General features: G+C 35.6%; 21 protein-coding genes. 11 read left to right on the top strand and 10 right to left on the bottom strand.

Features of this window, described 5'->3' with window-relative positions; translation table 11 throughout:
* Positions 1-59 precede the first annotated feature (59 nt).
* The 3 genes from ACT5E3_RS04680 (at position 60) to ACT5E3_RS04670 (ending at position 1,814) form a co-directional block, all read left to right on the top strand.
* Complete coding sequence (locus ACT5E3_RS04680; protein ID WP_444997151.1) at positions 60-551, top strand: hypothetical protein; 492 nt, start codon at positions 60-62, stop codon at positions 549-551.
* Positions 552-574: 23 nt separating this feature from the next.
* On the top strand, positions 575-1,021 hold the full coding sequence (locus tag ACT5E3_RS04675; RefSeq protein ID WP_444997150.1) for a hypothetical protein: 447 nt from the start codon (positions 575-577) through the stop codon (positions 1,019-1,021).
* Between the two features lie 436 nt (positions 1,022-1,457).
* Positions 1,458-1,814: a VOC family protein gene (locus ACT5E3_RS04670; protein ID WP_444997149.1), complete on the top strand. Its 357-nt coding sequence runs from the start codon at positions 1,458-1,460 to the stop codon at positions 1,812-1,814.
* 204 nt (positions 1,815-2,018) lie between these two features.
* Here the strand turns inward: ACT5E3_RS04670 and ACT5E3_RS04665 are convergent, their stop codons facing one another.
* Entirely contained in the window at positions 2,019-2,615 is a 597-nt protein-coding gene (locus tag ACT5E3_RS04665) for an OsmC-related (seleno)protein (RefSeq protein ID WP_444997148.1), read from the bottom strand.
* A 136-nt stretch (positions 2,616-2,751) separates the two neighbouring features.
* Between ACT5E3_RS04665 and ACT5E3_RS04660 the strand changes: the two genes are divergently transcribed.
* Positions 2,752-3,216 (top strand): Lrp/AsnC family transcriptional regulator, encoded by a 465-nt coding sequence (locus ACT5E3_RS04660; RefSeq protein WP_444997147.1) that lies wholly within the window; start codon positions 2,752-2,754, stop codon positions 3,214-3,216.
* Between the two features lie 93 nt (positions 3,217-3,309).
* Here ACT5E3_RS04660 and ACT5E3_RS04655 read toward each other — a convergent pair whose 3' ends face one another.
* Both ACT5E3_RS04655 and nrtS read right to left on the bottom strand, forming a co-directional pair.
* Entirely contained in the window at positions 3,310-7,464 is a 4,155-nt protein-coding gene (locus ACT5E3_RS04655) for a two-component regulator propeller domain-containing protein (protein ID WP_444997146.1), read from the bottom strand.
* A 236-nt stretch (positions 7,465-7,700) separates the two neighbouring features.
* Entirely contained in the window at positions 7,701-7,955 is a 255-nt protein-coding gene (gene nrtS / locus ACT5E3_RS04650) for a nitrate/nitrite transporter NrtS (RefSeq protein ID WP_444997145.1), read from the bottom strand.
* Between the two features lie 336 nt (positions 7,956-8,291).
* Here nrtS and ACT5E3_RS04645 point away from each other — a divergent pair, with 336 nt between their 5' ends.
* The 3 genes from ACT5E3_RS04645 to ACT5E3_RS04635 all read left to right on the top strand — a co-directional run bounded on the left by ACT5E3_RS04645 (position 8,292) and on the right by ACT5E3_RS04635 (position 10,155).
* Positions 8,292-9,029, top strand: coding sequence for a hypothetical protein (locus ACT5E3_RS04645; protein WP_444997144.1), 738 nt, complete (start codon positions 8,292-8,294; stop codon positions 9,027-9,029).
* A 94-nt stretch (positions 9,030-9,123) separates the two neighbouring features.
* Positions 9,124-9,663 (top strand): gamma subclass chorismate mutase AroQ, encoded by a 540-nt coding sequence (gene aroQ / locus ACT5E3_RS04640; RefSeq protein WP_444997143.1) that lies wholly within the window; start codon positions 9,124-9,126, stop codon positions 9,661-9,663.
* 27 nt (positions 9,664-9,690) lie between these two features.
* Positions 9,691-10,155 carry a GNAT family N-acetyltransferase gene (locus ACT5E3_RS04635; protein ID WP_444997142.1) on the top strand — a complete coding sequence of 155 codons (465 nt, stop codon included), beginning with the start codon at positions 9,691-9,693 and terminating at the stop codon, positions 10,153-10,155.
* A gap of 87 nt (positions 10,156-10,242) precedes the next feature.
* On the opposite strand, the gene ACT5E3_RS04630 is transcribed toward ACT5E3_RS04635, so the two are convergent.
* Positions 10,243-10,947: a hypothetical protein gene (locus ACT5E3_RS04630; RefSeq protein WP_444997141.1), complete on the bottom strand. Its 705-nt coding sequence runs from the start codon at positions 10,945-10,947 to the stop codon at positions 10,243-10,245.
* Between the two features lie 30 nt (positions 10,948-10,977).
* Positions 10,978-13,188 (bottom strand): serine/threonine protein kinase, encoded by a 2,211-nt coding sequence (locus ACT5E3_RS04625; protein ID WP_444997140.1) that lies wholly within the window; start codon positions 13,186-13,188, stop codon positions 10,978-10,980.
* A gap of 575 nt (positions 13,189-13,763) precedes the next feature.
* Between ACT5E3_RS04625 and ACT5E3_RS04620 the strand changes: the two genes are divergently transcribed.
* Both ACT5E3_RS04620 and hemL read left to right on the top strand, forming a co-directional pair.
* Entirely contained in the window at positions 13,764-14,777 is a 1,014-nt protein-coding gene (locus ACT5E3_RS04620; protein WP_444997139.1) for an aspartate carbamoyltransferase, read from the top strand.
* A gap of 29 nt (positions 14,778-14,806) precedes the next feature.
* Entirely contained in the window at positions 14,807-16,093 is a 1,287-nt protein-coding gene (gene hemL, locus ACT5E3_RS04615; protein ID WP_444997138.1) for a glutamate-1-semialdehyde 2,1-aminomutase, read from the top strand.
* Positions 16,094-16,187: 94 nt separating this feature from the next.
* Here the strand turns inward: hemL and ACT5E3_RS04610 are convergent, their stop codons facing one another.
* The gene (locus ACT5E3_RS04610; protein WP_444997137.1) at positions 16,188-17,051 is read right to left on the bottom strand and encodes a hypothetical protein; all 864 of its coding nucleotides are present in this window, start codon (positions 17,049-17,051) and stop codon (positions 16,188-16,190) included.
* A 94-nt stretch (positions 17,052-17,145) separates the two neighbouring features.
* Positions 17,146-17,991, bottom strand: a complete 846-nt coding sequence (locus ACT5E3_RS04605; RefSeq protein ID WP_444997136.1) for an AraC family transcriptional regulator — start codon at positions 17,989-17,991, stop codon at positions 17,146-17,148.
* 771 nt (positions 17,992-18,762) lie between these two features.
* On the opposite strand from ACT5E3_RS04605, the gene ACT5E3_RS04600 reads away from it, so the two are divergent.
* The gene (locus tag ACT5E3_RS04600) at positions 18,763-19,110 is read left to right on the top strand and encodes a hypothetical protein (protein ID WP_444997135.1); all 348 of its coding nucleotides are present in this window, start codon (positions 18,763-18,765) and stop codon (positions 19,108-19,110) included.
* A gap of 35 nt (positions 19,111-19,145) precedes the next feature.
* The gene (locus ACT5E3_RS04595) at positions 19,146-22,361 is read left to right on the top strand and encodes a GlyGly-CTERM sorting domain-containing protein (protein WP_444997134.1); all 3,216 of its coding nucleotides are present in this window, start codon (positions 19,146-19,148) and stop codon (positions 22,359-22,361) included.
* Between the two features lie 82 nt (positions 22,362-22,443).
* Here the strand turns inward: ACT5E3_RS04595 and ACT5E3_RS04590 are convergent, their stop codons facing one another.
* The 3 genes from ACT5E3_RS04590 to ACT5E3_RS04580 form a co-directional block, all read right to left on the bottom strand.
* Positions 22,444-23,355, bottom strand: coding sequence for a TolB family protein (locus ACT5E3_RS04590; RefSeq protein WP_444997133.1), 912 nt, complete (start codon positions 23,353-23,355; stop codon positions 22,444-22,446).
* A gap of 17 nt (positions 23,356-23,372) precedes the next feature.
* A complete protein-coding gene (locus ACT5E3_RS04585) occupies positions 23,373-24,590 on the bottom strand; it encodes a hypothetical protein (protein ID WP_444997132.1) in 1,218 nt (405 codons plus the stop codon).
* Positions 24,591-24,827: 237 nt separating this feature from the next.
* Positions 24,828-25,463: a DUF6348 family protein gene (locus ACT5E3_RS04580; protein ID WP_444997131.1), complete on the bottom strand. Its 636-nt coding sequence runs from the start codon at positions 25,461-25,463 to the stop codon at positions 24,828-24,830.
* Between the last annotated feature and the right edge of the window lie 91 nt (positions 25,464-25,554).

Below are 25,554 nucleotides of genomic sequence, written 5' to 3'. Positions count from 1 at the left end.
ATACTCTTAGTTGTACCATCATATATGGAATGATATTTGAGACGTTGAGTGTAATATTTATGAACAAGATAATTGTCATTCTAGTTATGATATTTTTTAGTAGTTCAGCGCTCGCTTGTAAGTGTGGGCATGTTATTAAGTCTTTAGATAAAAGAGCAGCGTACATATTCTCTCATGCTGACAATGTATTTCTTGCAAAAATAATAAAGTCAAAACTAGTAGGAACCGAAAAGGGAGATACTACAACCAGACACCAGTTCAAAATGATAGAAAGTTACAAGGGAAAACCTGATAGTTTCCAGTACTTGCAAACTGGTAGTAACCCCTCTTCGAGTTGTAGTGATGATAGGATCTTAGAAGGTAATTATTATCTAATTTTCTCAAATTCAAAAGAACTGTCTGATTGCTCTATTTCTGAAGTAGATTTGGATTCAGAAATTGAGGAGCACAAAACATACTATGCAGAGTTATTTTCAAAATTGTCAGAATTACGAAACAGCCAACATAGCCAAAAATCGGATATTGATATAAAACCTACACAGCACGATTAAGCATTAAGAGCAAAAGGAATGAGATGATTAAATTTAGAGAAGTCTTGCTTTTACTCATTCTCTTATTTACGAACAATAGTTTTGCTTGTAAACAAGCAGCGCTAAATGAAAATTTTCCTATCGACGACTTTAGTGTATACGATACTATTGTTATAGCGACAATTGATAGTGTATCTTACCAAGAAGAAAAAGGGAGACGTTTTTCAAAACCTTTAGAATCATTCGAAGCAACAGTTGTTGAAACTTTAAAAGGCGATCTAAAACCAAATGATAGAATAAAAGGTAAAGCAAAAAAGGAACAGGCTCTAGCAGTATGCTCTGTATTTTTAACCAAGTATTCTATCCAGTTACTTTTACTTAATAAGGATGGCCAAGAATATAATATCAGTAGATTCAGCTTCCCAACACCTAGCCATCATGTTTATTTTTCCAGGTATGTAAAAGAAATAAAAGAAGCTTTAGCAAGATAAAATAGTCAATTAACTTGAGGTATTTACTTATAGGCAGTAAAGCCATTGGATCCACTTTGTGGTTTACCTGTTTAATGTAAACTCATGAAACAATTAGAGCTTTAGAGTGAATTACAACCCAACACGAGACTTAGATCGAATGGGTTTCCTCACTGAATACATCACCAACTTACCCTCCACAATCCTTGAACATCGATATCGCAAATTATCAATTACTCAGGTATTTATCCATAACCGTTTTTAGTTTGATTACTGTTGTTGGGCCACAACCCAATCTTGCTTATAAACCTTTAAAAATCAAAATACTATAATAAAACAGATCATTTTTGTGTATTGAAAGCATAATCCACCCTATTTCTTAAAACACTGCTGACATACTGCTGTCAGTAGTGTGAATATATAATCTTCCTTCTATTTAAGTAAGAGATATTAAATTATGAAATTGGACTATTGCGTTCTTGGCACAAACAACATGGAAGCATCGATTAAATTCTATGATTCACTTTTCGAACAAACAGAGCTTAACCAAGTTTTATCAACCGAGAGAATGACCTTCTGGCAGTGTGAGGACTTTGCATTTGCGATAGCGATACCTTTTAATGAGGAACCCGCAAGCAATGGCAATGGAACAATGATTGGCTTTAATGTTGGTTCTTCCGAAGAAGTGAAAAGACTTCATAAAAAGGTGATTGAATTGGGTGGTACTTGTGAGGGTGAGCCCAGTCAACGAGGGCCTAAATTTTCTGCCTATGCGAGAGATTTAGATAAAAATAAAATCGTTTTTTCGGTTTAAAGATAAAAAGATAACTATCCGGTATATTGCATTTGATAAGATCAATGATGTCCTCTCTCAAGTTCAGAGATAAATTAACAGATGTGTTGAAAGAAAGAGTAATAGAAAATTACGGGCTCAATACTCAATAAACTTACTACCATCATTTAGCCATACAAATAAGAGCCGCGAATTAATCACGGCTCTTACCATAATAAAGAGTACTTAATTACCCGATCGGTTAATTGTTTCCTTGCCGTTGTAAACAAGACGTGTAGACCATGGAATAGGGTTTCTTAGCGCGTAATGTGCCATACACCCGTTTTCAGCTTCATTAAGTAGATCTTTAATACTTTCTTCTGACTCAGGACTATCGATGATAACGTGTGTTTCAACAACATCGCATCCACCGTCTGTCATATAACCGTGATCTCGCATATGACCCAGGTTTGTTCTAAATACAATACGTTGTTCGAGCTTTAGGCTATCAACTTGAATTTTACGCGCCGTTAAAATATCGGTTAAATGAGTCATTAAACAAAACCCAATACCCGCAGCAAAAAAAGCGAGAGGCGGTGGCGCGGTATCTTCACCAACAGGAGGTTGTTCATCACAATAGAGTTTAACAGGGCTAAATCCTGGAATATTAACTGATACAACGCCTGTTTTGCTTTGCATTTTACCGGCTTCGGCACTTAAGTTGACTTCAAAGCGATAAGGTTCAGGATGACGAGCCTTTGAAAATTTGGTTGATTCATACTGAGTTTTAGCGGGTTGCTCTGTACTGAGCTCTCCCACATGGTAAAATTTTTCTTCTGACATTCTCTCTCTCTTATGTAATTAAGTACTTAACCAATTTTACCGCAAAGTTTATGACGTTACTCACCAAAATCTTCTTCGATTTGATGAATTTAGGTGATATTCTTCACTTAAATATAGATATTTGAAGGATATCATCATGTTAACCACTCAAGATAAAGAAATACTTGTCCAACTTCAAGAAAACGGGCGTATGCCCATAGTCGAACTAGCAAAGGCAACCAACATGTCTGAATCAACTTGTTTGCGCCGTACCAAAGGTCTTGAAGAAGCTGGGATCATTAAAGGCTATAGTGCTATATTAGATGCCGAAGAGGCAGGTTTTGGGGTAACAGCATTTGTACAGGTGAGTATTAATCAAAATAATGAAGCTGCTTTTGATAAATTTAAAATGGCCGTTAAACATCATCCGCTTATTCTTGAATGTTACTCTCTATCGGGCCCATATGATCATCTAATGAAAGTTGTTGCCAGAAGCAATAAAGAGTTATCTCATTTTATTTTGAAAACGCTAAGAACTTTTCCTGAAATAAAAGACGCACAAACCTTATTTGTACTTCAAGAAGTTAAAAATACTAACTCGCTGCCGGTAAAGTTACCCTAATGAATCAAAGTAATTAGTTTATTACTTTAAATAAAGCAGTAACTTTGAAAAAATAATCTAACCAACGCCTTTAAGTGAATAAGACGACTACCGTCAATGCAGAGATTGTTTCTCACTCCAATTAGATAAACAATTCTTAAGAGATGATAACGTCACGGGTTTTGTTAGAACATCTTGTATCAATGCATCATCAGAAACCAACGATGAGTCAGGGAAAACATTTGATGAAGATATAATAATAACAAGTTGCTTTTGATTCCAATGTTTTCTTAGCTCTTTAGCCGCTTCTAAACCACTCATTTCGGGCATTTGCAAATCAGTTAATAATAAATCATAACGTTTAACTTTTACCGCATCTAACACTTCTCTGCCATTTGAAACAATATCTGGCCTATAACCTAGCTTACGAAAACTGTGGAGCAATATTTTTTGGTTAACGGCATTATCTTCTGCAATTAAAATACTCATTGGATTTTCTTCTGCAAATAAGTGACTAGTCTCTATAGTATGGGAATCATCTATGGTATTTTTTTCATCATACAGCGTTATCATACTGTTAACGACATGATCAAATTTAAGAGGCTTTAGTATTACACTATCGTAACATTTCAAGTAACCATTTTTATTTTTAGCAAAAACTTTGGGTGTACATAACATGACAACAGGTATTTTTAGTAAATGGCTTTGTTTTTGATAAAACCGTATAAATTCCTTAGCACCATCATCATTAAACTGATGATTGAATAAAATAAAATCTAACCCCTTAGAGTTTTCAAGATACTGACATGCACTTTTTAGCGTTTCTTTATGAGTCACTTTCATCGCCATATTTGATAAGCTATCACAAAGTAATTTCTTTAACTTCTTATCACTATTAACAACAAGTATATTTTTATTTTTTAGTGCTGCTTCGTTATTAACAGTATTCGTGTTATCCCTCGAACATGGTGTATCTACCTCAATAGAAAAATCAAACTGACTCCCAGAAACCCCGTCACTTTCTATAGTAATATTACCACCGAGACTACTAACTATTTTTTGACTGATTGTTAACCCTAGTCCGGTACCACCAAATTTTCTTGTAATGCTGTCATCGGCTTGTTTAAACGCGTCAAATATATGTTGTTGCTTTTCCTTGGATATTCCAACACCAGTATCTTCAACTGAAAAATTCAGTTGACACCTTGTTGGCGTTATAACTTTACTTTTTACAATAACAGAAACATTGCCATTTGATGTAAATTTAATCGCATTACCAACCAAGTTAACAATAACCTGCCTTAACCTTGTAGAGTCAGAAATAATATCTTTGGGTAATTGATTATCGGGAATAAATAATATCTCAAGCTTTTTTTCATCTAACTCTTTAGCAAATAAGTCTAAAGCATGTTCAATACATTCTTTTAAATTAAATTGATTTCTTTCCAAAGTTAGCTCACCAGCTTCTATTTTAGAAAGATCTAGAATATCATTAACAATATATAATAAGTTTTCTCCACTATCTTTTATAATATCAGCATATGCTTGTTGTTCTCGATTAAGTTTCAAGTCAGAGAGTATGCCGACAGTCCCAATCACACCATTAATTGGCGTTCGTATTTCATGACTCATCATAGCTAAGAAATTTGATTTTGCACGGTTAGCATCCTCTGCCATTTCCCTCTTTTGGTTAGCAATTTCTATTTTATGCTTATGTGTAATAATCTTTTTTCTTTGGTTAAACAGCAAATAAGCTATCCAAAATGTCATTACAAAGTAACCAAGATAAGCCCACCATGTTTCCCAAGGAGCCGGTAACACCTTCACCTTAATGGTTGTATAATCATCACTCCAATAGCCATTTTTATTAGTCGCTTTTATATGAAACCAGTAGTTTCCAGGATCTAAATTAGTAAAAGTAGCAAAACGATTATTAGCAGAAGTGTATATCCACTCATCATTAAAACCTTGCATTTTATAAGCATATTGATTTCTTGATTGATCTTGATAATCTAAAGTGGTAAATGCAAAGCTAAATATATTTTGAGTGTGATCAAATGTAATACTATCAGTAAAAGCAATTGTTTTATTTAATAAAGCATTTTTTTTATTCGATGGTACGACTAATTTATTAAATAAGAATAACTCATTAATTCTAACTTTTGGAGCCACTTTATTTAAGCTTATTTGCTCAGGTTTGAAGTAGGTAATTCCAGACATACCAGAGAAATATAATGTATTTTTCCCTTTATATTGCGCCCCTGTTAAATATTCTGTGGGCATTGCGCCATCATAAGTATTAAAATTAAACAGGCTTTCTTCTTTAGGGTCAAATCGAGTTATCCCTTTAACAGATGTAAACCATAAAACATCATTATCATCTATTAGCAAATTATCAATAGCCAAAGCTTGTAATCCATCTTTAGCATTATAATTTTTAACCGTTAACAGGCCATCTTTCCAACTTAATCTATCAATACCCTCTCCATAGGTAGCAATCCAAATATTGCCAAGGCTATCTTTAGTCAAGGAAGATATACTATTGTAACTAATAGTTTGCTTTTTATCTTGTTTTAAAAATCGAGTAACTTTCCCCGTTTTTATTTCTATTTTATTGACTCCACTATTTAATGTGCCCGCCCATAAATCGCCATTGTGATCAATTAAAAGAGTGTTTGATGTAATACTATTTGAACTAATAGTATTAGCATCATTAGGATCATGTAGAAAACGATAAAACTTACCAGTATTTACATTAAATTGAGTAATTCCCCCACCACGAGAACCTATCCACAATGTTCCTTTTGGATGCTCTATTATTGTATTAACATTATCAATTGATAAACTATTAGAATTTGTTGGTTCATGTTTATAATGAATCAGTTTCTTATTCTTCAAATCATATTGATAGAGCCCACTTTTATTAGTACCAATCCAAAAGTTTTGCTTTGAATCAATAAATATTGTATTAACAATCTGGTAGTTCAACAAACCATTTATTCCTAATTCTTCTTCTAGTTTTTTATATACACCAGTTTTTTTATTTAACTTGAAAGCCCCTTTACTACTCGCTGCCATCCATAAATTATTTTGTTCATCTTCATATATCGAGCTGACTAACTCATTAGGAAAACCATTAGCATTTTGTGGTTGATAAGTTAACCAACCAAATTCTCTAGAGTCTAATGACAGTTTGTTAAGCCCTCCCCACCAAGTACCTACCCATAAATTTTCATCATCCTGCAAGAGTGAATATACATATTGATTACTAAGGCTGGTTGGCTGTGATGGTAAATTTTTATAATTAGTAAACTGATGGGTTATTGTATTAAAAAGTGTTAGGCTTCCTTCTCCTTCATCTCTTGCTAACCAAAGTGAATGTTTATCTGCTTTTATAATGGCAGTAATGTTGCTTTCGGCAAATGGATCTGAAAAACTTTTTTCATCTCTAAAGTGCTTAAAAATATTTTTTTGTGGGTTATAATAATTTAGACCTGAGCGTTCAGTTCCTAACCATAAATTATCACTTTCATCAATATAAATACTTAAAATACTATTACTAGTTAAACCAGTAGGCTCATTCTTGTTGTATTTATAATGTGTAAATACATTGTCTTTTGGATTAAATTTGTTCAGCCCTGAATCAGTATTATGAGCAAAAGGATAGCCACTTAAACCGAGCCATAAAAATCCCTGTGAGTCCTCAGCGATAGCCCTTATGTCATTACCCGCAATAGAGTTTGGATTATCAGGAGAATGTAGATAACGCGTAAATGTTTCTGTTTTTGAATTGAATAAATTTAATCCTCCATTTCTGGTCCCAACCCAGAATCGACTCATATGATCAAAGAATAGAACGGTTACATCATTTGAACTAATTGAAGTATCGTCATCAGGCTTATGCTGGTAATGAATAAATTCGTCAGTTTCAGGATCAAGCCGACTTAACCCGCCTAAACGAGTACCAACCCAGATATAGCCCTGTTTATCTTCGATAATGGTTTGTATAAAATCACTTTGTAAAGCACTATATTGGTTAGTATCTGCTTTGTATGTATGAAATTTATAACCATCATACCAACTTAAGCCTGTTTGTGTACCAACCCATAACCGACCATCAGAAGCTTTAAATATGCATAAAATAGTGGCTTGAGGTAAGCCAATATCAATCCCCAAATGTTTAAATTTTAATTGTTCAGCATTTAAACTTATTATGAAAAATGAAAAACAAATAAGCCAGATAAATTTGTAAAATAACAGTTTTATCATTGATGCCCATTATCACTATTATGAATAAAGTTCATAAATATCTATAATATAGATAAGTATAGAACACCAAAATTAAACATTTTTATACTTAATTAGATTCAATTAGCATAAAAATACTAATTAATACTATACAATGTATTATAGACAAAAATACAGATAACACTTAAATACCATCGTTCAGGTTTTAATTGCTTGTTATTTTTAGCTTAATGGTAGCCGCTCTCTTTTTTATAGTTTTATGGGTTAGCTTTTGCTTCGATCGCTTTCACAGCAGACCAAGTAGATACCAGGTAAGGAACAAAATAAGTAAGAATAATTTGAAAAAGTCCTTTTGGGGTTATGCTCATAGTAATAATTTTTTCTCCATGATTGATAAAGGCAAGAGTAGTTCCAACAATAATGGCAACTTTTATTGCCCGAATAAAAACTTGCTTAGATAACGCTACAGAAATAAAGCTCTGCTTAGTTAACTCTGTATTAGGAGTATTCACACTTCTACCCTGTTCTATAATTATTTTTTAGATTACCTATTATATTTGATCATACCGTCAATAGCAGCTCTTAAAACTTAGTGTAACACTTGAAGCAGAAAAACTATGAGCTTGATTTTTAACCCACTCAAATCAACTTAATTGATCATGCATAATAATGCAACACTATAGTCTAGATGTATTTACAATTTTAATGGCAATGAAATCAACTTCACTATCATCAAAAAACATTTAAAAAGTGATGAAAACAATTACAAAGCAATTTAATAATCAGTTAGTATATTAGTTTGCTCCCAACTTACACCAAAGAATAAACTCTCATTAGGGAATATTATCATGCTAAAGAAAACAAGCGCGGAAGCAAGGTTTGATGCTATTGCTCACTATCTGAATCATTTGTGTCAAGACAAAGTCAGTTTATTACCTAAGCCCCCCTGCGAAATTATTAAAGTAATTGATAACTTGAAACACAGTGAAATAATCGCAAAAATAAAAAAAGACCTACCTGACTTTACAACAACTTTGGTAGAAAAAAAAGCAGAAGCTTTGGTTTTTGAATGGAACTATGATGGTGGCGATGAAGAAAACATTTGGGCTGAATTGTCTTATCCTTATCGTTCATGTCAATTTTTTGATCGAATAGCAAATACCGATAAACTCAATGATATAGATGCCCCCTCTGTAGAGCTAGAGCCTAAGTTAGAAGAGCCTTTAGAAGAAAATGGTGGTTTTTGTCTAGATCCGGTGATGAATCCTTGGTACGCCGATATCTCTCCACAATTTGATGATAAATTTGATGAATATGACAGCATGGATGAACAATCAATTAAAAATCTCAATATTTCACATTTAAATTTAGAATATGGCCCTGCTGCATTTATTGAAGAAATTCAAGATCTTTTTACTGAATTATTTCAACTAAAACTTGTAATGATGTTAAGGACAACTGTTATCGAGCTTTTTCACTCAAACCCAGATTACAAAACAGAACAATTATTTCATGTATATCTGCAAAGACATGAACGCTGGCCAATGCATGTTGCCAGTTTTATAAATGGTTCACTTAAAGAATAATTATAATGCAGCTTAATTGATATATTATTTAAACCAATTTTTTATGTGTGTTTTTAATTTAAATAAATAACCAATTACTATTAAAGGTTTTTAAATGAAGCAAGTACTATTATTGATAACTCTAACATTTATACCATTTTTTGCAAATGCAGAAATGACTCACTCTGATATCTTTAAAATGATTAATGAACGTCTAAAATATATGGAAGATGTGGCTTTATATAAAGCACATAATCAATTAGCGATTGAAGATCTCGCACGTGAAAAAATAGTAATCAACAGGGCAAAAGCAGTAGCAAAAAAAGAAGGACTTTCTCCAGAACATATTGAAGGTTTTTTTAAAATGCAGATCATAGTTGCTAAGGCAATTCAATTTAGATATAGAGCCGATCTACTTTTTCAACCTTCATCGATAAAACCCAAACAACTTAACCAACATATACGTCCTCAGCTCATTAAGCTTGGTAATAAAATAATTCAACAAATAGCCGTATATATAAAAGCTCACCAATCATTTAATAAGACTCAGTTTCATGAGTTTTCCCAAGCGATAAGCGTTAACTATGCAACCGAGTCAGACAAGCAGCTTTTATTTAATACTTTATTAAAAATAAAACAATTACCAACCCACTAATTCATGCATGAAGAAACTAACAGCCATATGATGAAAATAAAAAAAGCAACAGAAAAAGAGTTATCCGCTATTGCCTCAATGCTAATTGAAACACAACAAGCACATGTGCAAGCATACCCTAAAAGATATGTAATAATTTCTTTGGCTGACGCTATTAACTTACTCCACAAACAACTTGATCAAAATATGTTTTGGGTTGCAATTGAAAACAATGAAGTAGTCGGCTATATCATAGCTGAACATATAAAAACACAAGGCAATAAAATACTTAAAGCAAGAGAGTATTGTTATTTGCAACAGATAGGTGTTACTAAAACATCACAAGACCAAGGCATAGGAAAAAAGCTCATTGAGCATCTGATAGTTGAATGTTTGAAACATGGGTTAAAAGATATAGAGTTAGATGTTTGGGCATTTAACAACAACGCTCAACAATTTTTCAAGCAATGTCATTTTGAGCCCTATGCTTCAAAACTTCGTTTAACTTTATAATAAATGTAGAAATATCACTTCAATAAATTTATTTTAAATTAGCGGCCCGCTTATCAAGCCGCTAGTTTACAAAAATCAATTTAACATTTACGGTAGAAGCATAGCAACTTGCTGACTGTTATCAAACGTTTTAAAAAAAACAACCTGCATATCATTGTTTGATTTTTCGACTTCCTTATCATTCAATAAAATTGCGGTTCTAATTCGATAAACGCCCTGTGGCATTCCCTTAGGCAAAGTAAAAGTAAAGCTGTTAGCATAAGAACCCGCTTGCTGTGTTTTTTTGTTAACATCTTTCACTAAAGACTTAATGACTTCCTCTTTATTTTCGCTATCAAAAAACTCGATTTTTTCTTGAATTTTGACTTTTTTAGTTTTTTTACCCGCAACTACCTTTACTTCTGAAACAACTTTAATCGGTTTTCCTGTTGGAACAACCTGCCCTGGCTTAAGACTAGAAATATAAGAAAAAACTTTAGCATTTTTAGGAATACTTTTGTTTTTCTTTTTATATTCAGCAGCCACCTGCTTCTCATTTTTTGTTTGCTTAGACTTAAAATGAACAACAACATCATAAATTGCTTTCGCAGCCAAACCAGCAACAATCACTTTACCTGCGGCCTTTAACTTTTCCTCTTTTTTGCATTTAGATTTATCTTTAGCATCTTTACATTGCTCAACACTAGGATCGATTTTTTTCTTTAAATCTTTTAGTTTAAAGCCAAAACCAGTTAATAGAGTGAACGATAAAATCGCAATAAAAACAGAACGGATTTGAATTTTACTCATCATACTTTTCCTTTTAGTTTTCCTTTTTAGTTACTAGTTTAATTTCCAGTCTTGCTTGATTACATCCCTTTGTGCTTTTCTTGCTTTTTGCTTTAATTTAGTCGCAGCGGGATAATTTGGAATTGATGCTAAAGCCGATTCTGCACTCGCTATAGCACAACGATATTTAAACTCTTTAAGACACTTTTCACCAATACTTACCATATTAGCAGCATTTTTTAAATTCGTTTGTTGTTGAAGTAAATCAACCTTCGCTTGCTGAATTAAATCTTGGGCTTCTACTTCTCCTACTTTTAGTTTCAGCGCCTTAGTAGCATAATCAATGACACATTGATAGTTTTTACTTTTTTGGCATTGTCTGGTTTTATTAATTGCTTCAGCATATTGTGAATTTAATTCGTCTTCAGCTGCTTTGATCTCAATAATTTTCTCGTCAATAACTTCTATTAATTTTTTTGCATCGGCATCGTTTTTATTGACATAAAGTAACATGTTCGCTTTTTCTCGAGCACAAGTATAATCTTGCTGATTAAAACAAGCTTTAGCTTCAGCGAAAGTTAACGCTCTTTTATATTCAACCTTAAAGTCTTCTATCGACTTTTTTGCAGCCATATAAGCTTTTGAAGTGGGTGCAAAATTTTGAAATTTTAACAACTCTCTATTCGCACAATTTAAATCTTGCGCATCGATACATTGTTGAACGCTTTGAGCATACAGGATTAAATTTTTCTCAAATATTTGTTTTTGCGTTTTTTCCTTTAATGCTAAACCATTAACGTGCTCAGGCAATAAGACTAAAACCGCTTCAACTTTGTCTAATGCACAAGTATAATTTTGTTGATTGAAACATTCATTAGCTTGTTGAAATGCTTCTTCTGCTTGAATGCTAACTTTATCGGGACCATAAAAAAAGAAGTAGGCTATAGCGAGAGTAACACTAAATAACGCTGCGCTGATAAACTTAAAAATAGGCTTTTTCTTTTTCTTGGTTAATCCATCTAAAAACACTTTTAGATTTTTTGTTCGGTTAGCTCTGGTTAACGCTAAGCCCGATTCAAGAGCGGCCCATTGTTGTTTTGATAAATGAGTTAAGCGTTGAGGCTTCATTTTTTTCTTATAAGCCTCTTCAGCAGACTCTCTATCATAAGGGTGTCTACCAGAAAATAACTCATAAGCAATAATCGCTGCGGCGTAAACATCATCGCTCGGATGAGGTTCATCACCATTAAACATTTCTAAACTAGCATAGGCCGGTGTTAACGCTCCTAGCGTTCCTGCATCAAAATCACCTTGTGCACTAGCTTCACAAGTAATTCGAGCAATACCATAATCTAAAACTTTAGTTCCGCCATTGTCATCAACAAAAAGGTTACCTGGCTTTAAGTCGCTGTGAACAATGTTTTTATTATGCGCATGTATTAATCCTTGACAATATCCATCAATAATACGGAGCGCCTGTTCAACAGGTAATCCCTTATTTTTATGCTCTCGTAATATGACTTCTAAACCTTTACCTTTTAATAACTCCATGGTCATAAAATAAATATCACCATCGCGGTCAAAATCATAAACAATAACATTATGAGGATGAGCTAGCATGCTAGAGCGAGCGGCTTCACGTTGTAATGAAACAAAAGCATCTGGATGGTTTTTAAAATCTTCGTTTAAAACTTTAACTGCAATATAAGGTTGCAAGTCATTCGCTTCTACTTTACGTAAGTCGCGCGCACGATAAACCGCTCCCATGCCACCGGCCCCCAGAGTTGACTCTAGGACAAATCGATCTTTGATAACTATTTTATTATCAGCAAGCGCCGAGTCAGCAGCTTTTTGCGCATCAATAAAACCTTTAGTACTATCTTGTGCGCGAATAGCCATATCGATACGAGTTAACGCATCTTCATTGCGTTGAGCAGTCGACGACGAAAAAGTTTCAGCTTTATTTGTATCTGTTTTATTTTTTTGACGAGGTTTAAACTGGGTTTTATCAGCCTTATTAGTAGCTTGTTTCTTCGGTTTTGAAGAAGGTTTTATTATTGTTTTAGAATTTTGACTAAGATCAGCTCCTTTGATTTGAACGGTATTCTTTTGACTCGGCTTAAACTGAGTTGCATCACTACCTAAGGTCGCTTGGTGTGACGGCTCTTTAGACGACTTGATGACAGTTTTATTGTCTTTCGAAGTAGTCTCTGAGGCGATTTTAGTCTCAGAATTTAGTGGCTTATTATTGTTTGAATCATTCATACAAAGTCAAATAATAAAATCAATTTATTTGAAAAATAAGTGGTCGGACATTATAGCGTTTTTTCATGTGTATGCCTATCCAGCCATACAATTATTAGTTATGGCAGATATCTAATCGATGATGCCTTTTGAGTGATTGATATAGCTACTAACAGCTTTTTCGTTGACCTACCCAAATTTGGCGCCCTCTCTAACATACCAGAGACTATCGATATATAAATATTATATTAGGTTGCCGTTGTCGAAGTTCTTATCAGTGAAAGTTTAGCCAGGCTTTTTCCAAATGGTTATCTGGGCTATTCCGGGTGATTATGACCTGCGCTCAAAACTCACTATTACTTCATCCTTTTCCTTGTTTTGACATCCACCTAGGCTAACAGATACCAGAAACCATTCAAGTGGTATTACCACTTGATGTAAAATAAACATCCTAAATGTGAACAAATTAACAAATTGATTCTGTAAGACTTAAGTTTGATCAAGAACAATTTTGCTGGTTTGAATACATCACAACTCTAGGCAACCTCACTAAAAAAGCATAGAATAGCCCAACTTATTCACCCGAGGTTTATAGTGTGAAATTAAAAGGCCAACACCTACTTTCAGTCAAAGATATTTCTCTTGATTTAATCAATGAATTATTCATTGTCGCTGACTCAATGCGACCCTATGCAACTCGCCAAAAAGTCACTCGGGTACTTGAAGGTGCGGTGTTGGGCAATATGTTTTTTGAACCCAGCACTCGTACTCGGGTCAGCTTTGGTTGCGCCTTTAATTTATTAGGCGGAGAAGTTAGAGAAACAACCGGACTTTCCAATTCGGCCTTGGCAAAAGGTGAATCCTTATATGATACAGCACAGGTGTTATCTGGATACAGTGATATCATCGCGATGCGCCACCCAGAGGCTGAATCTGTTGCAGAATTTGCACTTGGAAGTCGAGTACCAGTAATCAATGGCGGTGATGGTCCTAATGAACACCCGACACAGGCATTATTAGATTTATTCACGATACAAAACGAATTGACCAGCCAAGGCAAAACCATTCAACAGCTTAGCTTAACGCTATTAGGTGATCTTAAACATGGAAGAACAGTACACTCTCTGTGCCAACTGTTAGCACTTTATAACGGACTAAAAATTCAACTCATTTCCCCTGCTGAATTAGCCATGCCAACCCGCTATGTTGATTTGCTAATTAATGCAGGCCATCAAGTTGAAATAGGCACCACATTAGAGCAAGGCCTACCACAAGCCAATATTATTTACCAAACAAGAATTCAAGAAGAAAGATTTAGTTCGCAAGAAGAAGCTAATTTATACCGCGGTTATTTCAGGCTAAACAAGCAAATTTATGCAGAACATTGTCAATCAAATGCAGTCATTATGCACCCACTTCCAAGAGATTCACGTAACGAAGCCAATGAATTAGATAACGATCTCAATGCAGAGCCTGGGCTTGCCATATTCAGGCAAACAGACAATGGTATTTTAGTACGTATGGCATTATTTGCTTGTATTCTTGGTGTTGAAGATCAAGTGACAAAGCACGAACGAAATGTCAATTGGTATGTCGGTTTAAACAACTAACCCAATTATAAAATTCAAAGAGTCTATTTATGAGTAAGTCACAAGAACTGTATCAACAATCTCAAAATTATATCCCTGGGGCAGTAAACTCGCCAGTTAGAGCCTTCAATGGTGTTGGCGGAACCCCGGTTTTTATTGCTAATGCCAATGGTGCTTATTTCACAGATGTTGATGGTAAAACCTATGTTGACTATGTTGGCTCATGGGGGCCAATGATTCATGGACATAATCATCTTGACATTCGAAAAGCAGTGATACAAGCTGCCGAAAATGGGCTCAGTTTTGGTGCACCAACTGCAATAGAGCTGGCTATGGCTCAAAAGGTTTGTCAGCTGATCCCATCAATCGAACAAGTTCGTATGGTAAGTTCAGGCACCGAAGCAACGATGTCTGCAATCAGACTAGCCAGAGGCTATACTGGTAAAGATAAGCTTATTAAATTTGAAGGCTGCTATCATGGTCACGCCGACTGTTTATTAGTGAAAGCTGGTTCAGGGGCTTTAACACTTGGCGAGCCGACTTCACCTGGCGTACCTGCCGACTTTGCTAAACATACCTTAACCGCTGAGTTTAACAACTTAGCTAGTGTTGAAAAATTGCTTGAGGCAAATAAAGGCGAAATCGCTACCTTAATTGTAGAACCTATTGCAGGTAACATGAACTGTATCCCACCAGAAGAAGGTTTTCTTACAGGTCTGAGAAAACTGTGCGATCAGCATGAAGTAGTTTTGATTTTTGACGAAGTGATGTGTGGTTTAAGAGTCGGCCCAGGAACAGCACAACAGCTTTATCAGGTGACACCAGACTTAACGACTTTAGGTAAAATTCTTGGTGGTGGTATGCCCGTTGGAGCATTTGGTGGCAAACGCGAAATTATGCAACATCTAGCACCAGCAGGCCCGGTCTACCAAGCAGGTACACTGTCAGGTAATCCAATAGCAATGGCTGCAGGTTTAACCTCGTTACAACTACTTGAGAAAGAAAATTTCTTTGCACCGTTATATGACTATTGCGAAAAATTAGTTAAAGGGTTAGAACAATTAGCCGTCACTCATAATATTCCTTTTACAACCAATCATGTTGGTAGTATGTTTGGCCTGTTTTTTACTGAAGAAAAAAATATCACACGCTTTTCTCAAGTGGTTAACTCCAATCAAGCAACCTTTAAACAATTTTTTCATGCCATGTTAGATGAAGGTGTCTACTTAGCTCCTTCTGCTTTTGAAGCTGGATTTATTAGTGCAGCTCACAATGAAACAACGCTTAATAAAACCCTAGAAGCAGCAGATAAAGCATTTAAAAAGTTAACTCTCTAATCATCGATTATCCATTACGGATTATTTCGCTTATTGCTATTAATAACTATCAAGGTAACTAAAGCACCTTGATAGTTATTCAATGTTTTAACTTTTAAAAACAAAAAGTAGAATTAAAATCATAAACAAAACGTGTTTTAGTTTTTGAGTTAGGATCAGTCCAAGCAGTTAAGTTCTGTAAAGCTTCAAAAGCAATTTTAGCCCGATTAACCACTTTTTTGCTGTAGTCAGCCGAACTATCTTCATACTTAAATGACACTTCTGCAACAACAGGTTTTTGTGCACCTGAAGGAACACCGTTATACCAAAGCGTAACAGAAATTTCTGCATCAAATGATCCAAGATCAATCTCCATGCCTTTATAAACATGCTCACGGATCACAAGGTTTCCAACCAGAGCCAGACTTAAGTTATCATTAAAAGCATAATTTTGATCGAAGCCAGGATATTGCTCATTAATATCATCCATTTTATTAATAGTACGAGTATTCGGAGCCTTAGTCGAATGTCCGTAAACAACTTTAAAATTAGATGTTGATGAAACACCAATGTCTGCTTCTAATTTAGTTACCGACTGATTGCTATTGGCGGATAAATTTTCAAAATCAGAGATGTAACGATCTGGACTACGATACTTTAAAGTGACTTCAGAATGACTGTTCTCAATTCTCTCTCGAAAGGAATATCCATTATTACTCAGTTCACAACTACCGGAGACATCAAAAAACTTAACCTCTCTAACCTTGCTTAAACTTGCAGTTCCCGTTACATTTCGGCTTATTGCATTTTCTATTTCAGTCTCTGCGGTGCCTAAAAAACTAGACACAGCAGAGGCTTCGTTGTTGTAACTGAATTGACTCGCTTTCAACATCAACTTATATTCTCTAGAGATCACATCTGGATTAGCCTGTATACAAAAGCTCGCAGCGAAACCTAAAGTCATTATTATTTTTTTCATAATCGTACCTTCCCGTTATTGGCTATTATTAAACGACTTAATAATACAAACAACTTGTGACGGAACAATTAAGCGAATCAACTCAGACTTGAAATTATTGAGTAATCGGTATAAATATTTCTGTTCTCAAATTTTCGGGTTTTGTTTTTCGTGGGTCGCGGTTCAGATATTTTTCAAAAGGCGGTAAATCTCTTAATTGATATCCACTTTCAGGTAGCCAATCAAGAAAAATAGCTTGATAAGTTTCCTTTAATCCTTGGTAGCTTCCTTTGTGCAAAAATACACCATATAAACCGCCTTCAATCACATTGCGAATAACATCGCCACTAGTTTTAATTTTTTGTCCATTAGAAACACATGCATCGTACCTGATATGATCAGGTTCAGTGACAGATGGGTCGTCATGAGAGATACCAAACATTTGAGTATCTTTTTCCATCAGTTTATTCGAGTACATAAACTTCATCAATTTGCCCCAGGCTTCATTTGCGGCATCACTATAGTCACCTCTAGCTCTGGTAGATAATACTTGAATTGGTTTAATCTTTTGTATTTCAACTTTCATTGCTTGTATTTTCCTGATTAATAATTGAGGTTGATAAAATGAAAGTTTTTGCTGGCGGCATTCTGTCGGTGTTCCATTAAACATTAATTTAAAAGCTTTATTAAATGCCTGTTGACTATCATAACCGGCATCAAATGCAATTTGAGTAATTGACTCCTTAGAATGTAATAGTTGCTTAACACTTCTTTCAAGCAGCAAACGTTTTTTATAAGCATAAACACTCTCACCAAAGCAGGCTTTGAATAAACGATGAAAATGAAAAGTAGAATAGCAAGCAATATCTGCAATGTTATCCACTGATAGCGATTCATCCAAATGCTTTTCAATGTACTTTTCAACTTGCTTCATTCGCTCAATATATAACCGCTTACTCATATTCACCTATCACTTCACACTAACTGACCAACGCTAACTTTCAAAACAAGATTAACCATAAATAAATGACAAAACTTGTCCAAAACTGCTTTTATTAACAAAATTTAATCAAATTCAATTTAAAGAAAATTGATTTAAAAATAACATTTTATAACTCTTTCAAAGCTTGTTGAGGCTTTTAGTAGAAAATTCATTCAATAAGCAACTCCAATAGTCGAATAAGTCACGCACCTTCAACCAGATAGTTATTATGACAAGCTATAGCGCTTTAATTAATCAATAGAGATATCCAGTTGATAAAAATACAGCTAGATATTCCAACAATTTAATGACTCACTTTTATACCATTATAATTCTGCTTAGTTTATTTTTATTTGTAGGCAAACTATTTTCAATAAATTCAATATTTAGCAATATAAAGAAAAAAATAGCGTACATTTTCACAATTTTGTTCACTGTCACACCAAGCAACCGTATAATTGTCTGTACGATGAGATAAGTCTTTTGTTATTGATTGTTTTATAAAAACAAGTCATTATCATTATCGATAAATATTTAGACAGAAAGTGGAAAAGATAAATTTATGTTTAGTCAGCTTTATCTTTTGCTTATAATACTTTTTAAATACTTGTTTTTATTGGTGGAATGTTGAACAGTTCAAAAAGAAAACATCTAATAGGGACCTTTTTTGTTATCTGTCATTTTTTGATAACAACGGGGTGTAAAGATAAAGAGCACGCACCAAACAAAATCATGGAAGAAACCAGGCCAGTGGAAAAAACAGTTTTAACAAATTCGCAAACAAACGTAACCGACACACAACTCATCGAAGCTACAGGCTCCATTAATATGGAAAAAACCTGTGGTGCATTACCAACCTTAGATAAAGCGAGTTGCAGCGGGAGCCAACCTGCCGCACTCAGTTTTACACTCGTAAATAGCGTTTCCAAAAAAAAGTATGGCATAAAAAGCAATTCAAATGGCGTAGTATCAATTAAATTACCCGCTGGTAAATACTTAATTGATCATAGTGGGCCTTTCTCAGTAACACCTGACAATATAGAGCTCTCCGCAACACAAACAAAATTTGAGTTAAATTTTCGTGCAATGCTTCGTTAAAAATAAAACTAATATAAAATCAAGGGTATCACTCAATGCAAAAAAATATCGCTCGTACCGCTGTTGCGGTATGTGTTTCATCAGCATTAATTGCTGGTGGCGCTTATCACTTTGGCGGCACCAATGAAACAACTAGTTATCAGCTATCTCCTGAAAAACAAGCTTTTTTAGCCGCTAAAAAGGCTAAAAAAGATAAAAGTCCAAAACGTTATGACAAGCCGCAAGAAGCTCATGACTTTTATGTTAAGCAGCGTGCTCCTCTAGGAGAACAAGCTTTACCAACAGAAAAATATGCTCAAGCAGTACAGCATATGGCTGATATGGCACAGTATTCTTTTAAAACCAATAAACAAAAACCAAGCCGTAACCAACTAAGAGGAAGCTCTCTAACTGACGCAAAAATGACCGACCCTGGCGTTATAAAAGAGTGGAGCAATATTGGTCCTGGTAATATCGGTGGACGAACAAGAGCATTAATTATTGATCCAGAAACGCCAGATACTATGTATGCAGCGGGTGTTGCAGGTGGTATTTGGAAAACAACCAACGCAGGCCAAAGCTGGGCTGCTCTCGATGATATGATGTTAAATCTTGCTGTCACAACCCTTGCATTCTCACCAACTGATAGCAACACTATTTATGCTGGAACTGGAGAAGGTTTTTTTAATGGCGATGCTCTTCGCGGTGATGGAATATTCAAATCAACAGATGGTGGTGCAACTTGGAGCCAGCTTGCGAGCACAGGCAGTAATACAGCATTTCGCTATGTCAATAAAGTCGAAGCGAGTGCTACTGTAGAAGGCCGAGTCTACGCAGTAACACGTGCCGGTGTTTACCGTTCTAATGATGGCGGTACTTCATGGGACGAAATTATGGAAGCTCCAGACAGAATTGGTTGTTTAGATCTGAAAGTAAGAACCGATTTAGAAACGGATGAATTATTAGTTTCTTGTGGTTCATTCGATGGTGCTACCGTTTATCGCAGCACTGATGCTGGAGAAACTTTCACTCCAGTTATTGAAGATGAGTTATTGGGCCGAACAACCCTTGCTTATGCTCCTTCTAATCAAAACATTGTTTATGCTTTAGCTTCTAGTAATAGAAATGACACTTCTAGTTATCGCTATGGTTTCTATAAATTGTTCCGTAGTGCTGACGGTGGTGCAACTTGGGAAGTGAAAAATTCAACTACTAATCCAAACACAATTAGTACTCTGCTTTTATCGAACCCGGTATTTGCAGCTTACCCTGAATGTGGCTGGGGCCCAAATCGCTCATTCTACAATCAAGGTTGGTACGATAATATCATTCAAGTTGATCCAGCGAATCCAGATATTGTTTGGACTGGTGGTATTGATTTATGGCGCTCTGATGATGCTGGTGCTAACTGGGATGCCGTTAGCCGCTGGTGGGATGATGTAGACTCACCCCATTATGCTCATGCTGATCAACATACCATTGTATTTCATCCTGATTATGATGGTGATACGAATAAAACGCTTTTCGTTGGTAACGACGGAGGGATCCAAAGAACAGATAATGCAGATAGCGCAACCTTAGGTGTTCCAGGTATATGTGGAGCAGATGTTGCTGACACAGTAACTTGGACAGGGTTGAACAACAGCTACTCGGTAACTCAATTTTACCATGGAACTGCTGCGCCAGATGGCAGCTTTTACTTTGGCGGAACCCAAGATAATGGCACTAACATAGGCTATGAAGTGGCTGGCCCAGAAAACTGGGCAGAAATTGCTGGTGGTGATGGGGGCTGGGTTGCTTTTGACCCAAGAACACCAAATGCTTACTTTGCAGAATACACAGGACTTTCACTAAGACGCTGGCGTGAAGCAACGGGTTGGCAAAGTATTACTGCTGGTATTGATGGAGCAGGTTTATTTCCATTTATTACCCCCTTTATGATGGACGACAATAATCCAGATATCTTATGGATTGGTAATAACCGTTTATGGCGTACCAATGACCAAGGTGACACCTGGGTTCAAGCCAGTGCCCCAATCATTGATAACTCGATTGTTTCTGAATGGGCCGTAGCACCTGGCAACTCAGATCGAGTAATCGCCGGTACTGATTCAGGCTTGCTATTAATCAGCACAGCGGCTACTGAAGCCACTTCAACAACACAATGGCATTCGGTGAAACCAACGGCAGGTTATGTATCTGATATTGCCATTAGCCCAACCAACAACCTAAGAGCTTACGCCACTTATTCAACTTTTGGTGTACCTCATATATGGAGAACCAGTGATGGTGGTTTAACCTGGCAACCAATCGATAAAATGGGCCAACCCAACGGTTTACCAGATATCCCAGTTAATACTGTAGTTATTGATCCTACTAATACATCACGCGTTATTGTAGGCACAGATATGGGGATCTTTATTTCTGTTGATGGCGGTATGAACTGGTCTGTTGACGGAAGTGGCTTTGCCAACACCGCTGTTGCCCATTTGGAAATTAAAAATGGTGAACTATTTGCTTTCACTCATGGACGAAGTGCATATAAGGTCGAGCTTTCAACCTTACCGTCAGCCATTTCAACCAGCGTTACCACAGACGAAGATACGGCAATAGCGTTCTCAGATGAAATGTTCGGCACTTTTTCTGGTGGCACACCGACAGTTGAATCCATTGTATTCCATCAACTACCTGAAAATGGAAACCTCATGGTGGGAGATACAGAAATTACTGAATTAGCCCCCATTGCAATTGCAGATATTGATAACCTTACGTTTGTACCTACTGACAACTTTAATGGTGAAACAAGCATTGGCTGGAATGCTGAAGCAGCCGGAGCAGCAACTTCAACTAATGCAGACATTACCATTATTGTTAATCCTGTTAATGATGCACCAGTATTCAGCTTAACCCCAGGAACAACAAAAGTTGAGTTTGGACACCAAGGTATCATTACTGTTGCAACAGTTACCCCTGCGACAATACCTTCTGATGAAGCAGAGCAGATGGTCACTTATAGCGTTACACCGAAATTGCTCGATTTTGCCAATGTTGAAATCAACGAAACAACTGGTGAACTATCTGTTGTTCAAATTGGTGAGAGTGAAGGTATTGCTAAATTTACAATCACAGCAAACGACCACCAAAATGCTAATAACACTCATAGCGAGAGCATTGAGTTTGAAGTTAAAAAACCAAAAGGTGGTAGTGGTAGCTTAGGTTGGTTTGCCATGCTTTTACTACCATTAGCAGCGCTGCGTCGTAGATTTAGCTAGTCACCTAATAAGCAGCAAGCATTAAAAGCGCACTATTTTTAGTGCGCTTTTTTATTGCTAGTAGATACAAAAATTGGCCAACCTATCGTTCATGATCTTTTTTAACCTTGGCAACCACAGCAACATAACGAAAATCATTACTAACAGCCAAACGTGAAATTTGACCGAGATTATCGCCACTCAAATCAGCCCACAAATGCCAATCTTTCTTATTCTTTTGCCAAATAAATAACTGGTCATTATTCCCTGAAACAATATTACCATCTGGTGTCCATGTATAATCAATATTGTTATTTAACACAGGCGCTATAGGAGTAATAGCCCGAGTAGCAGGCTCAACCGATTTAATCCAAAGCGCATCATTTGCCTGTCGATGTACAAAGCTAAATGAATTGGTTTTGGGAATTAATAGTGGTTTAGAAGGTAGTGCATAACCAGTGATGAACAAAGCTTCTTTTTCTTCCGGTTGAACCAAGTAAAGAGAGTTGGCCCACCGAGCCCAGGCAGCCACTGTTCCTTGATTATTAAAAGCATAATAACCAATGGGGGTATGTGTTTTTACAGCCCAACTTGAAGTGTCTGATTGATATTTATAACGGTGCACTGATTGGTAAGGTTGACCACCTTCCCTCACAGCAGTAAAAGTTTTGTTACCTTTTTCCATCATTGGTGAGTACTCAGAATAAGATGTCTGGGTAAGCCGCAAATCTTTTTTAGTCTCAAGGTGGTATTCATAAATATCAGTCTGCTTTCCATCACGATTAGAGACATATAAAAGACGTTGGTTATCAGGTGAAAAACTGGGTTGATTATCATAACCGTCTTGGTTACTAATATTTTTCACTAACTTAAGCCGTTTGCCTTTATCGGACTGAATAACTTGATATAAAAATATATCCATTCCTGGTCTATATTCTGTAGCGAATATGCTAGCACTAAAGCTACTGCAAGCCATTACTCCAACAGGAATAATGACTAATTGAGTAAATTTCATTTCAACCTCATAAGTCTTTATTGATTATAAGAAACTTTCACTTCTATAAACTCACCTGTTTTGACACGTTCGACAGATATTGCTAAATAATTATTAATGACTTTAAACTCATTGTTTTCACGTAAGTAAGCATTTGCCATTTGATTATTAGGATAACTGGCATTGACAGATGAAGGATTCATATTGAGTAAGTAAGGCAAACAATAATCATATGTGCCACAGTCAGCGCCATAAATTAAAGCACCATGTCTATTTTGAATCAATTGTTTTGTATTATCAGCCAATTTAATTTTTCTAAAAAAATCATCTCTTTCATCAAACCCATCCATTCCTCGATATTCAATATACAAGTGTGTGATAGAAAGCTTTTCACTGATTGGTATCGGGTTAGTCAATGCCAGTTTTATCGCTTTAGTGCGATTAGCTCTCTGAGAGGCAGAATATATTTTATAGATACCAGGCTTTGCAACCGTCATAATACTTTCTTTATTTAACCAACCTAAACGCTCTTTATCAATTGAGTTAGGCAAACTGGCCTGACTGCGTAAGCCCATGATTGAAAAAATATCTCCATAAGCCAAAATTTTACAATCATTTATATTCATTGATAAAACTTTATCACCACAAACATAAGCATTACTATGATTAGAAATACCAAAGGTATGAATTAGCTCATGAGCCACTGTTGAGTTAGTAATTTTACTATAGGCCTGATAAGGAAAATAAAAGCTTGTAGAAAAATAAGCTATTCGAGTTTTTATCACACCCAAGGGTTGCTTTCCAAAGGGTGTAAATGTTGGCCGCTCTTGTAAACCATAAGTATTAGCAACTCCAGCGGCACATTTTTCACTAGATTGACGGTGTACATAAAAAATAAAACCATCATATTCAAGTAAATTAATTTTGGGGTAATGCTTAAGCAGAGCAGTAAAGCGAGTTTTATCATCAGGCCAGCATGCGGTCCAGCCTTTACCATATAGCTCATTATCGGGTTTTATCCAACCAAATAACTCTCCCGAAAAAGTAGTTTTACCATAAGAAGCAGTCTCGATATATCGAGCAACTGAATATTCAGATTCAAACAGCCCTTGCTTAATGGTTTCTTGACTTGGTTGCTTAGAATCATTTGCATAATCATACAAAACGACAGCAAACTTTTTATGCCCAACAGCTTCTTTTGCATAAGAAGATTGAGCTACTATAAAGACTAAGGCCAAGATAATTTTAGTCAACATAATTTATCTCCTGAAAATTGACTCTTCATTTAAAGGGTACTGACAACAAAAAACTATGCACTGAATGATTTTAAAAGCATTTACATTTTTTTAAAAGCCATGCTTATTTAATATTTTTAACTATGAAAAAATAATCACCAACTACCCTGATGGTATTTGTTTTAAATTAAATTATTATAAAGCATCAGTAATACCCCGCAACAAAGTGACATAAATTATAGCTGCCTTCATTTGGCTCTATACTTTGCGCAGTACAATGAAGTTACGAACACTATAGTAGCCCTCAGGCTTCTCCCAAAGTTGAGCGCGTAGCATTTCAATTCCCTCTCCCCAAACCTCGTTTTCTTTTAGTGCTTCAAAGGTGAAATCGCCAGAAACACTGCCAAAGAATACTCTAAACCAAGATACTTCTGAGCCTAATTTTTCATTCTTAATTGCTTTTTCCAAAGACTCAAAAAAATTCTCTGGAATTGAGGCTTCTACTCCTTTGGTAGCTCTAGTTCCCAAGTTGCCGATATAGGCTTTATAAAAATTCTCGCCTATTTGCCAATCTTCATTTTCAACCTGCTCGGGAATGTGTTTACCCCAAAAAGCAGACAGGAAAACATGAAAGGAATTTACACAGAAATTTTCCAATCCGTTTAGTATTCCCTCTTCTCCAATACCAAACCCAGAAAAGCACTCGTTTATAATTCGCCCGCCGTCGAGTAATACTTCCACCTCAAAGACTCCACTAGTCTCTTTTTGAAACCATGTAGCTCTGATAGCTGGAAGCTCGCCATAAGGAACTACCCATTCACTCTCTGTATGAAAAGAAACATTGTGAGATTGGAGTAGTCCAGATATATATTCTTTTAGGTCTAAAGGTTCCATATTTCTCGTTCTAGATCATAACGCCTCAAGCAGAATTGTATCTTTTGCATATGCGGCCTTGACTGGTTAAAAACACACTTATCATATTTTT

The sequence above is a fragment of the Aliikangiella litoralis genome (assembly GCF_052495765.1).
This window is presented reverse-complemented; position numbering and strand designations above follow the sequence as displayed.

Coding starts and splice junctions, on each gene's coding strand:
- ACT5E3_RS04680 (WP_444997151.1), top strand. CDS start 60: ATGAACAAGATAATTGTCATTCTAGTTATGATATTTTTTAGTAGTTCA.
- ACT5E3_RS04675 (WP_444997150.1), top strand. CDS start 575: ATGATTAAATTTAGAGAAGTCTTGCTTTTACTCATTCTCTTATTTACG.
- ACT5E3_RS04670 (WP_444997149.1), top strand. CDS start 1,458: ATGAAATTGGACTATTGCGTTCTTGGCACAAACAACATGGAAGCATCG.
- ACT5E3_RS04665 (WP_444997148.1), bottom strand. CDS start 2,615: ATGTCAGAAGAAAAATTTTACCATGTGGGAGAGCTCAGTACAGAGCAA.
- ACT5E3_RS04660 (WP_444997147.1), top strand. CDS start 2,752: ATGTTAACCACTCAAGATAAAGAAATACTTGTCCAACTTCAAGAAAAC.
- ACT5E3_RS04655 (WP_444997146.1), bottom strand. CDS start 7,464: ATGATAAAACTGTTATTTTACAAATTTATCTGGCTTATTTGTTTTTCA.
- ACT5E3_RS04645 (WP_444997144.1), top strand. CDS start 8,292: ATGCTAAAGAAAACAAGCGCGGAAGCAAGGTTTGATGCTATTGCTCAC.
- aroQ (WP_444997143.1), top strand. CDS start 9,124: ATGAAGCAAGTACTATTATTGATAACTCTAACATTTATACCATTTTTT.
- ACT5E3_RS04635 (WP_444997142.1), top strand. CDS start 9,691: ATGATGAAAATAAAAAAAGCAACAGAAAAAGAGTTATCCGCTATTGCC.
- ACT5E3_RS04630 (WP_444997141.1), bottom strand. CDS start 10,947: ATGATGAGTAAAATTCAAATCCGTTCTGTTTTTATTGCGATTTTATCG.
- ACT5E3_RS04625 (WP_444997140.1), bottom strand. CDS start 13,188: ATGAATGATTCAAACAATAATAAGCCACTAAATTCTGAGACTAAAATC.
- hemL (WP_444997138.1), top strand. CDS start 14,807: ATGAGTAAGTCACAAGAACTGTATCAACAATCTCAAAATTATATCCCT.
- ACT5E3_RS04610 (WP_444997137.1), bottom strand. CDS start 17,051: ATGAAAAAAATAATAATGACTTTAGGTTTCGCTGCGAGCTTTTGTATA.
- ACT5E3_RS04605 (WP_444997136.1), bottom strand. CDS start 17,991: ATGAGTAAGCGGTTATATATTGAGCGAATGAAGCAAGTTGAAAAGTAC.
- ACT5E3_RS04595 (WP_444997134.1), top strand. CDS start 19,146: ATGCAAAAAAATATCGCTCGTACCGCTGTTGCGGTATGTGTTTCATCA.
- ACT5E3_RS04590 (WP_444997133.1), bottom strand. CDS start 23,355: ATGAAATTTACTCAATTAGTCATTATTCCTGTTGGAGTAATGGCTTGC.
- ACT5E3_RS04585 (WP_444997132.1), bottom strand. CDS start 24,590: ATGTTGACTAAAATTATCTTGGCCTTAGTCTTTATAGTAGCTCAATCT.
- ACT5E3_RS04580 (WP_444997131.1), bottom strand. CDS start 25,463: ATGGAACCTTTAGACCTAAAAGAATATATATCTGGACTACTCCAATCT.